Raw genomic sequence first — 14,123 nt, forward strand, 5'->3', positions numbered from 1 at the left:
GACAAGCTTTCAGGCAACTATTTCGCCTTCGCCTCGCTTGCCTGTGCCTTTGGGCCGCTGGTGAGAATGTGAACAGAACCTAGGGAGTCGGCCAAGCTCGCATCGCGCGTTGCAGCGTGCTGCGCGAGCGAGCCCCGGTCGCGGGCCACACAGTCGAGCTTGAGCTGCGTGCATAGGCCGGCAATGCGTTCATGCTGCACATTCATGCGGCCACGGGGCATGGCATCGGCATTCACGTGCACGAAGGCGGCGTGCGATTCGGTTTGGGTTCGCAGTACGGTCTCTTGCCGAACGCGGTGATTTCGGTCGAGCCGGGCATCTACGTGCCGGGCAAGGGGGACGTGCGTATCGAGAACATCGTCGTCATCCATCCGAGCGAGCAGGAACCGGGCAAGATGGCGCTCGAGAACCTCGTGACGGTCGGTTACGACTGGGATCTGATCGCTCTCGATCTGCTCACCGACGACGAGCGTGCGTATCTTCTCGACTACGAACAATTGTGGATCGAGCACGGCACGAATGTGACGCATTGTGCGTTGCTGTAGCGAGTAGCGTGCTGCGCGTCCGGATATGCGCCGGAAATAAAGAAGCGCCGTCGGACAAACCGTCCGGCGGCGTTTTTTTTATGAACGCGCAGTGAGCGCCGGCGACGGCGCGATTGAAGGCCGCGCCGTCGCGCGCGCATCACGCGACGCGCGGCTCGTTCCAACGGTTCGCGCGACGGAAGGTGCCGATGTCGTTGAAGCGCACGCCGACCGCGCGCAGCGCCGCATGCGCGCGCTTCGCGGTCAGTTGGCGAATGTAGAACGGATCGCGCACGACGAAGTGGTGAATCGCGTGCGTGCTGCCGAAGTTGAAGCAGAACAGCTGCACCGGAAGCAGCCACCACGGATTCAGAACTTGCGTCTGCTGGATGACGTTGCGCGAATCGATGTCGCCGTAGTAGTGCATGTTCGAGCTGATGAAGTTGATGCAGAAGCTGCGCACGAAGTTCGGCCCGAGCCAGGTCACCGCGAGAAAGTCGACGGCGTGCATCGCCTGCTGGACGAGCGCCGGCACGTCCGGCTGATGGCCGAGCGCATGCAGTGCGAAGAGTCCGGCGTGATACGCGATGAATGCATGCCACAGCACGTAGTAGGCGTGGCCGATCGGCATGTACGACATCAATTGCTCGATGCGCAGCCGCACGCGATCGCCGCGCGCTTGCGCGGGCTGCGCCGCGACGTACTGCAACACTTTTCGGCGCATGCCGAGCGGCCGCAGCGCGACGGCGAGCATGCCGTCCGCGAGCATCAGCACGCGCTTCACGCCCCAGCGCTCGCCGTTGGTGATCCCGTATTCCTCGAGGTCCGATTCACTGCCCGACACCTTGTGATGGTGCAGATGCATCCGACGGCGCGTCCACGGATTGATCGTGCCGGGCCGGGTGAGCCAGCAGAGCGTCATCATCAGATGATAGGCCCACGGCGTCTTCTTGAAGTACATCAAGTGGATCAGGTCGTGCTCGAGTTCGTGGATCAGCGACGTCGCGAGCGTCGCGACAGGCAGCGCGACGTACCACGCGATCATGCCCTTTGCGTACAGATACGCCGCCGCAAGCATCGTCGCGACGCAAAGCGCCATCGCTGTCGCGCCGACCAGATTCTGATTGTCGAGCAGCGGATATTTCGCGCGCAGCGCGTCGCTCGCCGCATTGACCTCGTTGCGGACGTACGCGACCTTTTCCGCGTCGTTCTTGAAGCGCAAAGTCTTGGACTTACTCATTGTTCGAATCCGTATCCCTGAAATCGGCGGTATGCCGATGACGCCATCTTAGAACCGTCCGCGCCTCCGCCGCGAGGGCCGGTCGTGCCAAAGATCGAGTCATTTGAGGCCAATTTGCAGCGTTGCGATGAGTCATATCGGGCCATCAGTCGCTATAATCGGCCGGTTACCGCTCGGAGTCGATGCATGGCCACGTCCGTTCCGGATCCTACGAGGCAATTGAACAAGGCGACCGTCTCGTCCGCCTATGCGCTTTTCATGCTGATGCTCGCGGAGGAGCGCGGCATCGCCGACGCGGACATTCTCGCGAACACGGGCGTCACGCGCGCGAAGCTCGAGGAGCCGGACGCGCGCATCACGCCGCTGCAGCAGGCGGCGATCGTATTCAATTTGCTCGGGAAAACGAACGATCCGTCGATCGCGATCGAGATCGGGCTGCGCAGCAGCCTGACGAAATCGGGGATGATCGGCTTCGGGCTGATGAGCTGCGCGACGCTCGGCGAGGCGATCCAGCTCGGCATCCGTTATCTGCCGACGCGCGTGCCGTTCTTTTCGATACGGCTCACGGAACTCGAGCACACGGTGCAGATCGACATCCTCGAAGCGTTTCCGCTCGGCAGGCTGCGCCAGTTCGCGGTCGAGAATTTCATGGTCGAGACGGCGATCCTGTTCAACTCGCTGCTCACGCCGTCGCATGACAGGACGATGAAGGCGAACGCCGAGCTGTGCTTCGAGTGGCTCGAGCCGCCATACTTCGCGCGCTATCGCGATCGTCTTCCTCGCTGTCATTTCGATGCGCCCGCGAACCAGATCCGCTGCGAAGCGGCGCTTCTCGACGAGCCGATCAAGACCGCGAACGCGCAGACCGCGCAGATGATCGTCCAGCAGTGCGAAGCAGAGCTCGCGCGGCTCGGCTACGCGGAGAGCATCGTCGAGCGCGTGCGAAATCTGCTGATCCGCGGCAGCGACGGCTATCCGTCGCTCGACGCGCTCGCGCGCGAGCTGCATCTGTCCGAGCGCACGCTCAAGCGCAAGCTGAGCGACTACGGCACGACGTATTCGGCGCTGCTCGATGAGATCCGGCTGCGCGACGCGCTGCGCCTGCTCGAGGGCACGCAACTGACGGTCGAGGAGATCGCGGTGCGTGTCGGCTACACCGATCGCGCGAATTTCAGCCGGGCATTCAGGCGTTGGACCGGTGCGTCGCCGAGCAGCAGGCGCTGAGCGTCGCACGCGGTCTTGCGATCCGCGAAGCGTCGTATCCGACATGCGTTGCGGGTCGGTCGAGCGCGACGGGGTACGATGCAGGCGTGAAGTGCGCGCAATGCGCATTCCGAGTACACCTATCGAGAGCAGGGATGTTTGTGTTCGCATCGATGCGTTTTCACGACACATCGTCCGCATTCCTTCAGCCATATCAAGCGGCAATTCCCCACACACAGTAGGAGATGTCGGCAACCTTGTGTTGTATTCCCGCAAGGCTTACGATTTTCGAACGGCGACGCGAATTGCATTGCGCACGGCGCGCTCGGTGCGAGCGGCAGACGTAGCTCGTGTGCGAGCAGCGGGCGCCGCGCCGAAATTCCCGACTTCCTCCATGGTTCGACCATCACGCTGGGTGACATGACTTCCGTTCTCCTCCTCGAAAACATCCACGACAGCGCATCCCTGCATTTCGCCGATGCGCACGTCGACATCGAGCGGCGCAAGGGTGCGCTCGCCGGCGATGAACTCAAGCACGCGCTGCAGCACCATCAACTGATCGGCATTCGCTCGGCGACGCACCTGATGCGCGACGAGATCGACGCCGCCCGCCATCTGCTCGCGATCGGGTGCTTCTGCATCGGCACGTCGCAGGTCGATTTGTCGGCGGCCGCGCATCACGGCATTCCGGTGTTCAATGCGCCGTTTTCGAATACGCGATCGGTCGCGGAGCTCGTGATTGCGGAGGCGATCCTGCTGCTGCGGCGCGTACCGGAGAAGAGCGTGCTCGCGCATGCGGGCGAGTGGGCGAAGGGCGCGGGCGGATCGTTCGAGGCGCGCGGCAAGACGATCGCGATCGTCGGCTACGGCAACATCGGCGCGCAGGTCGGCGTGCTCGCGGAGGCGCTCGGCATGAAGGTCGTCTATTACGACGTGCAGGCGAAGCTGTCGCTCGGCTCCGCGCAGCCCGCGCGCTCGCTTGGCGACGCAATCGCGCTCGCGGACGTCGTCACGCTGCACGTGCCGGCGAACGCATCGACGCACAACATGATCGATGCGGACGCGCTCACGCAATTCAAATCCAACGCAATCCTGATCAATGCGTCGCGCGGCACCGTCGTCGACATCGACGCGCTGCGCGATGCGCTCGTGCAGAAGCGTCTGGGCGGCGCCGCGATCGACGTGTTTCCGCACGAGCCGAAGAGCAACGTGGATCGCTTCGAATCCGTTCTGCAAGGACTGCCGAACGTGATCCTGACGCCGCACATCGGCGGCAGCACGCAAGAAGCGCAGGAGAGCATCGGTGCGGAAGTGTCGTCGAAGCTCGTCGCGTTCCTGACGCGAGGCGATAGCGCGGGCGCCGTCAATTTTCCGCAAGTGAGTCCGGGCGAATGCACGTCGGCCGCGCGACTCCTGAACGTGCACGGCAACACGCCGGGCGTGCTCGCGGTGCTCAACACGCTGCTCGCGCAGGACGGCGCGAACATCGTCGCACAGCATCTGCAGACGCGCGGCGACATCGGCTACGTGGTGACCGACCTCGACCGGGTGCCGTCCGACGCGTTTCTCGACAAGCTGCGCGGCGATCGCGCGTTCACGCGCAGCCGGCTGCTTCGCAGCGCATGAGGCGGCGCGCGGGCCGTCGGAACAAGGCTCGCGCGTGGTCTCACGCATACCATTGATGCGCCGCCGCAGCGCTGCCGATATTGACAGCATTGGATTTCTCACGGCCCGCGTGTAATATTGCGCTCCAATCGAATCGCCGCTTGAGAACGACGCTCGAACGGGGCACCGAATCCGGAGCGTCCGAACGAACGCGTCTGCCCATCCGCGTCCCGCTGCAAATGGCGCAGCCGGTCGCGGCGAATCGCATCGCTGCGACGCGATGCACGCTCGATGGAGTCGAATCGAGATCCTGAGATTTACTTAGAACAACAACGAATTTATCTGGGGAAGAGGGTTCGTGTATCGTGCGGCTTTTGATCCGCACGCTGTCGGTATTCCATCCGGCGTCCGCGTGACGTCGCCTTCGGCGGCGCGGCGTGCGCTTGCCCACATTCCGAACGATTGCACGAGGCCCGCGCGGCAGACGCTCTGCGTTTGCCGTGGCTGACAGGCGTTTCATCGGCGTTGCGCACGTCGTGTGCGTGCGTGTTTCCGCCGATTTCTCGAAGAGGGCTGACGATGCAATTCGAAGAGTTGAGCGATGACGAATGGGCGCGTATCGAGGGGCTGCTGGCGACGCAGCCGGTGCGGAATACGCGCTGCGGCCGGCCGCGCGCGCAGGCGCGTGCGGTCGCGAACGCCGTGCTGTGGGTGCTGACGACGGGCGAATGTTGGGGCGCGTTGCCGCGCCGCTATCCGTCGTTGCCGACTTGCCGCCGCCGCTTCGACGAATGGTCCGCGGACGGCACGCTCGCCGCGATCGTCGAGCGCCTGAAGGCCGGCGGGCGACAGGTCGAGCTGCGCGAGCGGAGCGGAGCGGTCGACGCGAAGGCTCCCGCGCGAACGCGTCGCCGGTTCCAGTTCAACGCGTTCTGGAGCAGCCCTGAATCATGGTGCAGGCCTGTCGTCGCCGCCGCCGGTGCGGCCGATGAGGGCAGGGACGGCCGCATGCCGGAGCGCGGCGAAGCCGGCGCGGCTGACGGAAAGCCATGCGGGTGAGTCGCGCCGTGCATCGGGTGACGCATCGTCTCGAACACGTCTTCGCGATTGCTCGGCAATCGGCAATCGGCAATCGGCGATCGACGCGCAATCAATCGGCCGCGAACGGCCGGCTTGTCGCGTGTGTCGGCTCGCGCGCATCGCGCGGCTACACACCTGCGTCGGGCCTATCGATGCATCGAGCGATGCGCTCTGGCCTTTTCGCCCGGATGATCTTGATGTGGCCAGCGATGGCCCGATGCGGAGAAAAATCGCATCGGGGCATGCCGTCGCCCCCGCGGCGGCATGCCGACGCATTGTCTGACGCTGCGTGGCAAAACGCGTCGGCGCTTCGCTCGACGTGATTGCGTTGCGATTCGTAAGGATTCGCGAAGATTCGCGAGCGCCTACGCCGCTTGCCATCGTGCGGCGGCGACGTCGATCTTGCGCGGAATCAGCTTGAGGCTTGCGAACGTATCGGCGATCTGCTGTTGATACGCGAGCGTCGCATGGTCGATTGGCTGCACGCCGTAGCTCGCCCGCTTCAACGCGAGTTCGAGCGTCACGGTGTCGAGACCGACGAGCGGCGATAGCTGCGCGGCAACCGCGGCGACGTTTTCGCGCGCCCAGTGGTCGACCGCGCCGACCTCGTCGAGGAGCACGCGCATCCGTTGCGGCTCGGCTTCGGCGAACTGCCGGCTCGCGAGATAGTACTGTGTGTTGTTCACGAGCCCTTCGCCGTTCGCGATTGCGCGCGCGTTCATTTGCCGCTCGACTGCGGCGAGATAAGGATCCCAAATTACCCAAGCGTCGACGCCGCGCTGCGCGAACGCCGCGCGCGCATCGGCGGGCGCGAGATACACGGGCGTGATGTCGCGGTAATCGATCTTCGCGCGCTGCAGCGCCTTGACGAGCAGGTAGTGGACGTTCGAGCCCTTGTTGAGCGCGATCTTCTTGCCACGCAGATCCGCGACGGCGCGAACCGGCGAATCGTGCGGCACGACGATCGCCTCGCCCTGCGGTGCGGGCGGCTCGCTGCCGACATAGACGAAGTCGACGCCGGCGGCGAGCGCGAAGACAGGCGGTGTCTCGCCGACGGTGCCGACGTCGACCGCGCCGGCGTTGAGGCCTTCGAGCAGTTGGGGGCCGCCGGGAAACTCAATCCATTGGATTGCAACATGTTGATCGGCGAGCCGCTTCTCGAGCGTGCCGCGCGCTTTCAGCACGACGAAGTTGCCGTATTTCTGATAGCCAATCCGCAGCGTCTTCGCGCTGCGTTGTGCGTGCGCGGCGCCGCTCGCCGACAGTGCGGCGAGGCCGCCCGACAATGGTGCGGCAAGCGCGGCCGCGCCCGCCGCCTTCAGCAGCAGGCGGCGCGTGCCGTCATGAACGGATTGGGGAGAGGTGGAGCGGGGCGTGTCGTGAGAGGTCATGTGGCTCGTGTGTCGATGCGGCGTTTGCGCGCGGTGCGGCGTGCCGCGGCGTGATGCACGGCCGCGCGGCCGTGCCGCGAATCCGCAGCCATCATCGTCGGCGCGCGTAAAACGGGTCAATGGCCAGCTTCGACTTTGTTCTGCTATCGATTTCGCGAAAGGGAATTTGCGGATGCGCGCGCTCGAGCGAAGGCGCGTGGCTGGCCTCGCAGTGCGCCGCTCGGGTGTGCGCACTGCAATGGATGCGCGCGTGCCGATGCTTGCGCGTTTGCGGCGAACCGTATCGTTCAGGCCGAAGAGCGGATTCGTCGTGCCCGTTGCGATCGCGGGCAAGACCTATCGCTCTCTCGTCGACACGGGCGCGAGTCACACAGTGATCGACAACCAGCTCGCGCAGTCGATCACGCAGCCGTCGACCGACGAGCAGATTCCGATTGCATATCGGGCGATGCTCGCGAAAGGCCCCACGACGACAGACGGCGTGCTCCCGCAGGAGCGCGTGCGCTTGTGGCAGCCGTTGCCGCTCGCGCTCGGCAGCTTCGAGGTGCCGAGCTTCTATCCGTGGCTCGGCCTCGATCTGTCGTTGCTGTCGCAGGCGTTCGGCGCGCAGATCGACGGCGTCGTCGGCATCGAGATCTTTCGCCAGTTGAGCCGGATCGCCGACAATCGCAGCGGCACGCTGACGGTCTGGCGTCATCCGCCCGTCGGGCAGCGCTTCCAGCATTGCGTCCCGCATCAGGACAGCTTCGGCCAGTCGCCCGCCGTGAGCGTCGACTTCGGCGATCAATGGACGATGTTCCGTTTCGATACCGGCGCGCGCCATTCGATCGTGTCCGCGCCGACGCTCGCGTTCCTCGCGAGCCGCAAGGCCGCGAAGCCGCTCGGCGACACGGTGCCGAGCCTGTCGGCGAACGGCGTCGGGCAGTCGCTCGATTACTTCGCGAAGGGGCTGTCGTTCGACGGCAAGCTGGTCGGCGGCCTGCGCGTCGCCGAAGGCGGCGGCGACATGCTCGGGATGAACTTCCTCGCGCGGCTCGATCGCTACATGTTCGTGCCGAGCACGATGGAGTTCTGCTACGACGCGAGCCGCTTCACGCAGGACGATCCGCGGCCGCTGCGCACGATCGCGATCCGCTATGTCGACGGCCGCGTGCAGCTGTTCCACAACCGACCGGACGACCTCGGCCGCTACGGTCTCGAAAACGGCGACGTGCTCGTCGAGATCGACGGCAAGCATGTCGACCCGTCGGCCATCGACGACGTGCGCGATCGATTGAGCTCCGCGCCGGCAGGCTCGCTCGAGATTGCGATTGAGCGCGGCGGCGCGCGCCGCACCGTGCGGATTTGACGCACGGCCTTCATCTGGCCGCTCGCGCGGCCGCGGGCGGCGCGCTCCACGCGCTGCTGCGACGACGACTCGCGCGGGATCGCCGCGCGGAATGCATTGGTGCATAAGAAAAAAATCGCGACGTCGTGTGAGGCGTCGCGAAATGTTGCGCTTTGTGCATGGGCGGCCAAATTCAAAAACATGAAATTTGCGATTGCGCATCCGATCGATTATCAATTTAAAGAGGTATTTGATTGACATGAATCAACGCAAAGCAACGGTGCTCATGAGATTTTCGCGACATCGAAAATTTGAACAACAAGTTCCCATGAGACCAAAGAAAGCGATGGTGCCTGCGGCGTACCCGCTTCCCCCACGATCCGCAGGGGCGGTTCGCGTCGATGGCGGGAACGGGAGGCCTTGCCGGAGAGGATGACAGTGACCTCGAGACCCACCGCTGTACTTGCCGTGCTGTGCACGTTGCTGAGCCAGACGGCGCTATCCCAGGAATCGCAGACGGAACGCGCGCCCGATACGATGGAGGCGCGCGTGCTCGCATGCGCCGCGTGCCACGGCCGGCAGGGCGAGGGAACGTCGAACGACTACTTCCCGCGCTTGTCCGGCAAGCCCGCCGGCTATCTGTACAACCAGCTCGCTGCGTTCCGCGACGGCCGGCGCAAGTACCCGCCGATGAACTACCTGCTCGCGTATCTGCCCGACGCGTACCTGCATCGGATCGCCGACCACTTCGCGAGCCGGCGTCCGCCGTTCCCGGCGATCGCGGCGCCCGCCGCCGCGCCCGCGGTGCTCGAGCGGGGACAGCAGCTCGTGAAGTCGGGTGACCCGTCGCGCAAGATTCCCGCGTGCGCGTCGTGCCACGGCGCGGCGCTGACGGGCATGGAGCCCGCTGTGCCGGGCCTCCTCGGCCTGCACGGGGAATACCTGAGCGCGCAGCTCGGCGCGTGGCGCTACGGCACGCGTACGTCGATCGGGCCCGACTGCATGCAGCAGGTCGCATCCCGGCTCACCGACATCGACGTGACCGCGATCTCCGCGTGGCTCGCGTCGCGGCCCGCGCCCGCCAATCCGTCGCCCGCCCCCGCGGACTCGCTCGACATGCCGCTCGCATGCGGTGGCGAACCGCGCTAATGGAGGCCTCGGTGCACAAGCAACTGACCGTCAAATTCCGCAGCGCGCTTGCATTCGCCGGCGTGCTGTTCGCAGCCGCGGGCACGGCGTTCACGGCGTCCGTCGCATCCGCGCAGCCGTCGAACGACGCGGCGACCATCCGGCGCGGCGAATATCTGGCGCGCGCGGGCGATTGCATCGCGTGCCATACGGTGCCGGACGAGAAGCTCTTCGCGGGTGGCCGCGCGATGCCGACGCCGTTCGGCACGCTGTATTCGCCGAACATCACGCCCGACGACGAGGCGGGCATCGGCAAATGGACCGCCGACGAGTTCTACTCGATGATGCACACTGGCCGCTCGAGCGACGGCTCGCTGCTGTATCCGGCGATGCCGTTCGCCGCGTACACGAAAGTGACGCGCGCGGATTCGGACGCGATCTTCGCGTACCTGCGCTCGGTACCGCCCGTGAAGCTCGCGAACCGGCCGCACGACATGCGCTTTCCGTACAACAACCGGCAACTGCTGATCGGCTGGCGCACGCTGTACTTCAAGGAAGGCGAGTATCAGCCGGACAACACGAAGCCGGCCGAATGGAACCGCGGCGCGTATCTCGTGCAGGGGCTCGGCCACTGCTCGATGTGCCACACCGCGATCAATGCGCTCGGCGGCAGCTCGGAGTCGAACGCGTTTGAAGGCGGGCTGATCCCGATGCAGGCGTGGTACGCGCCGTCGCTCACGTCGAACAAGGAAGCGGGGCTCGGCGACTGGAGCATCGCCGACATCACGGGCCTCCTGCAGGCGGGCGCGTCGCATCGCGGCGCGGTGTACGGGCCGATGGCGGAGGTCGTCTACGACAGCCTGCAGCACCTGTCCGACGACGACGTGCGCGCGATGGCCGTCTATCTGAAGGCGCTGCCGCAGCGCGGCAGCGAATCCGCGTCCGCGCCGCCGACGAAGATGCCCGCGCCGGAAGAGACGCGCCTCTACAAGCTCGGTGCGAAGATCTACGACGCGCAGTGCGCGTCTTGTCACGGCAAGACGGGCCGTGGCAAGACGCCGGCGTTCCCGCCGCTCGCGGGCAACCAGTCGATCCAGATGACGTCCGCGGTGAATCCGATCCGCATGGTGCTGAACGGCGGCTACGCGCCCGGCACCGCGAAGAATCCCGAGCCCTACGGCATGCCGCCTTTCGCCCAGTCGCTGTCGGACGACGAGGTGGCCGCCGTGACGACGTTCATCCGCACCGCCTGGGGCAATCGCGGCACGCCGGTTTCCGCGAAGGAAGCCAACGCGCTGCGTTCCGCTCCGCTCTATTGAGGACATCATGAGCGACACTTCCCAACGACACGGGGGCGACCCCGAACCGCACGACGACGCGGTCGACGAGATCGTCCGCGCGGGGCCGCGCGGCGCGCTCGCGCTCGCGGGCACTGCGACCGCGATCGTGATCGCGCTGTGGTTCGCCTTCTACTTTCTCGTCTTCCTGCCTCGCGGCGTGATCCAATAATCCGGCTGCCATGTCCAAACAACCTATGCCAGACCGTCTCGACGGCGCGCAGCTCGCGGCCCGGATCGAGCGCAGGTGGGCGATCCTGGCCGTCGGCCTGATGGTCGTCCTCGTCGCCATGATGGTGTACACCGGCCTTCACTGGGCGATGATGCCGCCGTCGCGCGTCGAGACGATCGACCCGACGACGCTGCATGTCTCGGGCGAATTCATCGAGAGCAACCTCGGCGCCGCGCGCGAGCCGGACGGCTCGGTCACGGTGCGCGTGATCGGCCAGCAGTACTCGTTCACACCGCAGTGCATCCTCGTGCCGGCGAACACGCCCGTCACGTTCCGCGCGACGAGCGCGGACGTCGTGCACGGCTTCCTCATCACCGACACCAACATCAACTCGATGCTCGAGCCGGGCTACGTCGCGACGTTCAGGACGACCTTCGACAAGCCGAAGGACCACCTGATGCCGTGCCATGAGTATTGCGGCACGGGTCACGAGGGGATGTGGGCGCACGTCAAGGTCATTGACCGTGCGGAATTCGACAAACTGGCGTCCAGCGCGCGGAGATTGAGCTGTGTTAAAGAATAATCGACTGGTGCTCGCCCATTTCTGGCTCGCGTTCGCGGTCTTCGGCGTCGCGCTGCTGCTCGGCGCGTGGCAGATGCTCGCGCGCAGTCCGCTGCATCCGTGGCTCGGCAATCCCGAGCTCTACTACCGTTCGGTGACGGCGCACGGCTCGGTGATGGGCTACGTGTTCCCGACGCTGATCGCAATGGGCTTCGGCTATGCGATCAGCGAACTCGCGCTCAAGATGCCGCTCGTCGGCCGCCGCTGGGCATGGACGGGCTTCTGGCTGATCGCGGTCGGCTCGGTCGTCGCGATGACGCCCGTGTCGCTCGGCCTGTCGTCGGTGCTGTACACGTTCTATCCGCCGATGATCGGCAGTCCGTTCTATTACCTCGGCGTCGTGCTCGTCGTCGTCGGTTCGTGGATCTGGGTCGCGCTGATGTCGGTGAACCTGTATGCGTGGAAGAAGGAGAACCCCGGCAAGCCGATTCCGCTCGCGATGTTCGCGAACGTCGCAGGCGCCTATCTGTGGGGCTGGACCGCGGTCGGCGCGGCGATCGAGATCCTGTTCCAGATCCTGCCCGTCGCGGTCGGACTCAAGTCGACGATCGACGCGGGCCTCGCGCGCGTGTTCTTCTCGTGGACGCTGCATGCGATCGTCTACTTCTGGCTGATTCCCGCGTACATCGCGTACTACACGCTCGTGCCGCGCGCGATCGGCGGCAAGCTGTACAGCGACGGGATGGCGCGCATCTCGTTCATCCTGTTCCTCGTCGGCGCGATGCCGATCGGCATTCACCATCTGTTCGCCGATCCGCAGGTCGGCTCGGGCTTCAAGTTCCTGCAGTCGGTGTTCACGGCGCTCGTCGCGGTGCCGACGCTCCTCACGGTGTTCACGGTGTGCGCATCGGTCGAGATCGCGGCGCGCCTGCGCGGCGGCAAGGGCGCGTTCGGCTGGCTGCGCGCGCTGCCATGGCATGAGCCGATGATGCTCGCCGTCGCGTTCTCGTTCGTGATGCTCGGCTTCGGCGGCGCGGGCGGGATCATCAACATGAGCTATCAGCTCGATTCGACGATCCACAACACGCAGTGGATCACGGGCCACTTCCACCTGATCTTCGGCGGCGCTGTCGTCATCATGTACTTCGCGATCGCATACGAGCTGTGGCCGCATCTGACAGGCCGCGCGCTCGGCAGCCTGCGCCTCGTCAAGACGCAGCTGTGGCTGTGGTTCGTCGGGATGATCGTCACGACGTTCCCGTGGCACTACGTCGGCATCCTCGGCATGCCGCGCCGGATGGCCTATTACGACTACAGCGATCCCGCGCTCGCGCCGCAGGCGATCTGGGTGATCATGTCGGTCGTCGGCGCGCTGATCCTCGTCGCGTCGGCCGTGCTGTTCTTCGTCGTGCTGATACGCAGCCATTGCAGCGCGAAGGTCGAGCCCGCCGAGTTCACGTTCAGCTCGGCCGTTCACGAGCCGAAGACGCTGCCCGTCGCGCTCAACAGCTTCGGGCTGTGGATCGCGCTGATGATCGGCCTCACGGTCGTCAACTACGGCTATCCGATCGCGCAGTTGATGGCGCTCAAGCAAGCGTCGGTGCCGGCGATCTACATGGGGACGCAACGATGAGCACGGAACGTCTGTTTTCGATTCGCAACCGCTGGTTGACGCTCAGCGTCGGGCTCACGCTGTTCGCAGTCGTCGCGTCGGTGCTGATCGGCTTCGTCTGGCTGCCGTCGGTGCAGAAGGATGCGCAGTTCCAGGGCATCTGGAACGCGATCTGCAGCGCGGCCGGCGTGCCGCGCGCGTGGCTGCCGTCGCAGCCGGAGCCCGCGACGGTCAAGACGAGCGCCGTCGTCGTCACGCCGCAGATGATGACGCAGACGGACAGCCTATCGATCGGCCGCGGCGCGACGCTCGCGATGCGTTGCACGATGTGTCACGGCGCGCGCGGCATGAGCGACGCGAATTCGCCGAACCTCGCGGGCCAGTACGCGGCCGTCATCTACAAGCAGTTGAAGGACTTCCAGGCGGGCGCGCGCACGAACGCGGTGATGGCGCCGATGGTCGTGAATCTGTCCGACCAGGACATGCGCGATCTCGCGGCGTTCTATTCGTATCTGCCGCGCGCCGCGGCGAAGCCCGCCGCGAATCGGCCGAAGATCGTCGCGAGCGGCGCGCCGATGCGCAACATCGCACCGTGCGCGTCGTGCCACGGCGGGATGGACAACAAGGTCGGCGGGCCGTGGCTCGAAGGCGAGCCCGAGGTCTACATCAACGCGCAGTTGCAGGCGTTCGCGTCGGGCGCGCGGCATAACGACATCAGCGAGCAGATGCGCAACGTCGCGCGGCAGATGACGCTCGACGAGATCGCGGTCGCCGCGCGGTACTACGCGGGCCGGCCGTAACGCGGGGGCGCGCGGCGGCTGCGCGTTACCGCGTTTGTGGCATGCGGGCGGGGCAGGGCGGCGCGCGTCTCGTGTGCGATCGCGCACGATCGAATCGCGAAAGGAAGAAGCGGTAAACGGGGCGAGCCCGTTTGCTGCTTTT

The 14,123-nt window shown here is 65.6% G+C and carries 11 protein-coding genes and 2 pseudogenes; 11 read left to right on the plus strand and 2 right to left on the minus strand.

Features of this window, described 5'->3' with window-relative positions:
• Window positions 1–212: 212 nt before the first annotated feature.
• Window positions 213–545: pseudogene (locus WS69_RS24155) on the plus strand (M24 family metallopeptidase); the annotation flags it as partial.
• A 139-nt stretch (window positions 546–684) separates the two neighbouring features.
• Here WS69_RS24155 and WS69_RS24160 read toward each other — a convergent pair.
• Complete coding sequence (locus WS69_RS24160) at window positions 685–1,764, minus strand: fatty acid desaturase (protein ID WP_059473186.1); 1,080 nt, start codon at window positions 1,762–1,764, stop codon at window positions 685–687.
• 186 nt (window positions 1,765–1,950) lie between these two features.
• Here WS69_RS24160 and WS69_RS24165 point away from each other — a divergent pair, with 186 nt between their 5' ends.
• From WS69_RS24165 to WS69_RS24175, 3 genes and pseudogenes are all read left to right on the plus strand, one after another.
• Window positions 1,951–2,988, plus strand: a complete 1,038-nt coding sequence (locus WS69_RS24165; RefSeq protein ID WP_059473187.1) for an AraC family transcriptional regulator — start codon at window positions 1,951–1,953, stop codon at window positions 2,986–2,988.
• A gap of 399 nt (window positions 2,989–3,387) precedes the next feature.
• Complete coding sequence (gene serA / locus WS69_RS24170; RefSeq protein ID WP_226382754.1) at window positions 3,388–4,593, plus strand: phosphoglycerate dehydrogenase; 1,206 nt, start codon at window positions 3,388–3,390, stop codon at window positions 4,591–4,593.
• Between the two features lie 391 nt (window positions 4,594–4,984).
• A pseudogene (locus WS69_RS24175) lies at window positions 4,985–5,631 on the plus strand (transposase).
• 386 nt (window positions 5,632–6,017) lie between these two features.
• Here WS69_RS24175 and WS69_RS24180 read toward each other — a convergent pair.
• Window positions 6,018–7,043, minus strand: coding sequence for a sulfonate ABC transporter substrate-binding protein (locus tag WS69_RS24180; protein ID WP_059473335.1), 1,026 nt, complete (start codon window positions 7,041–7,043; stop codon window positions 6,018–6,020).
• Between the two features lie 238 nt (window positions 7,044–7,281).
• Here WS69_RS24180 and WS69_RS24185 point away from each other — a divergent pair, with 238 nt between their 5' ends.
• The 7 genes from WS69_RS24185 (at window position 7,282) to WS69_RS24215 (ending at window position 13,981) form a co-directional block, all read left to right on the plus strand.
• Window positions 7,282–8,391: an aspartyl protease family protein gene (locus tag WS69_RS24185; RefSeq protein ID WP_059473336.1), complete on the plus strand. Its 1,110-nt coding sequence runs from the start codon at window positions 7,282–7,284 to the stop codon at window positions 8,389–8,391.
• Between the two features lie 411 nt (window positions 8,392–8,802).
• Entirely contained in the window at window positions 8,803–9,519 is a 717-nt protein-coding gene (locus tag WS69_RS24190; RefSeq protein WP_059473189.1) for a c-type cytochrome, read from the plus strand.
• Complete coding sequence (locus WS69_RS24195; RefSeq protein WP_059473190.1) at window positions 9,519–10,817, plus strand: c-type cytochrome; 1,299 nt, start codon at window positions 9,519–9,521, stop codon at window positions 10,815–10,817. Before WS69_RS24190 ends, WS69_RS24195 begins: the two co-directional genes overlap by 1 nt.
• Before the next feature lie 7 nt (window positions 10,818–10,824).
• Window positions 10,825–11,007 carry a hypothetical protein gene (locus tag WS69_RS24200; RefSeq protein WP_004534842.1) on the plus strand — a complete coding sequence of 61 codons (183 nt, stop codon included), beginning with the start codon at window positions 10,825–10,827 and terminating at the stop codon, window positions 11,005–11,007.
• A 25-nt stretch (window positions 11,008–11,032) separates the two neighbouring features.
• Complete coding sequence (locus tag WS69_RS24205; protein ID WP_059473191.1) at window positions 11,033–11,590, plus strand: cytochrome C oxidase subunit II; 558 nt, start codon at window positions 11,033–11,035, stop codon at window positions 11,588–11,590.
• Window positions 11,577–13,202, plus strand: coding sequence for a b(o/a)3-type cytochrome-c oxidase subunit 1 (locus WS69_RS24210; RefSeq protein WP_059473192.1), 1,626 nt, complete (start codon window positions 11,577–11,579; stop codon window positions 13,200–13,202). The genes WS69_RS24205 and WS69_RS24210 overlap by 14 nt, the downstream gene beginning before the upstream one ends.
• The gene (locus tag WS69_RS24215; protein ID WP_059473193.1) at window positions 13,199–13,981 is read left to right on the plus strand and encodes a c-type cytochrome; all 783 of its coding nucleotides are present in this window, start codon (window positions 13,199–13,201) and stop codon (window positions 13,979–13,981) included. The genes WS69_RS24210 and WS69_RS24215 overlap by 4 nt, the downstream gene beginning before the upstream one ends.
• Window positions 13,982–14,123: the final 142 nt, after the last annotated feature.

The sequence above is a fragment of the Burkholderia sp. BDU5 genome (assembly GCF_001522845.1).
Lineage (GTDB): Bacteria > Pseudomonadota > Gammaproteobacteria > Burkholderiales > Burkholderiaceae > Burkholderia > Burkholderia mayonis.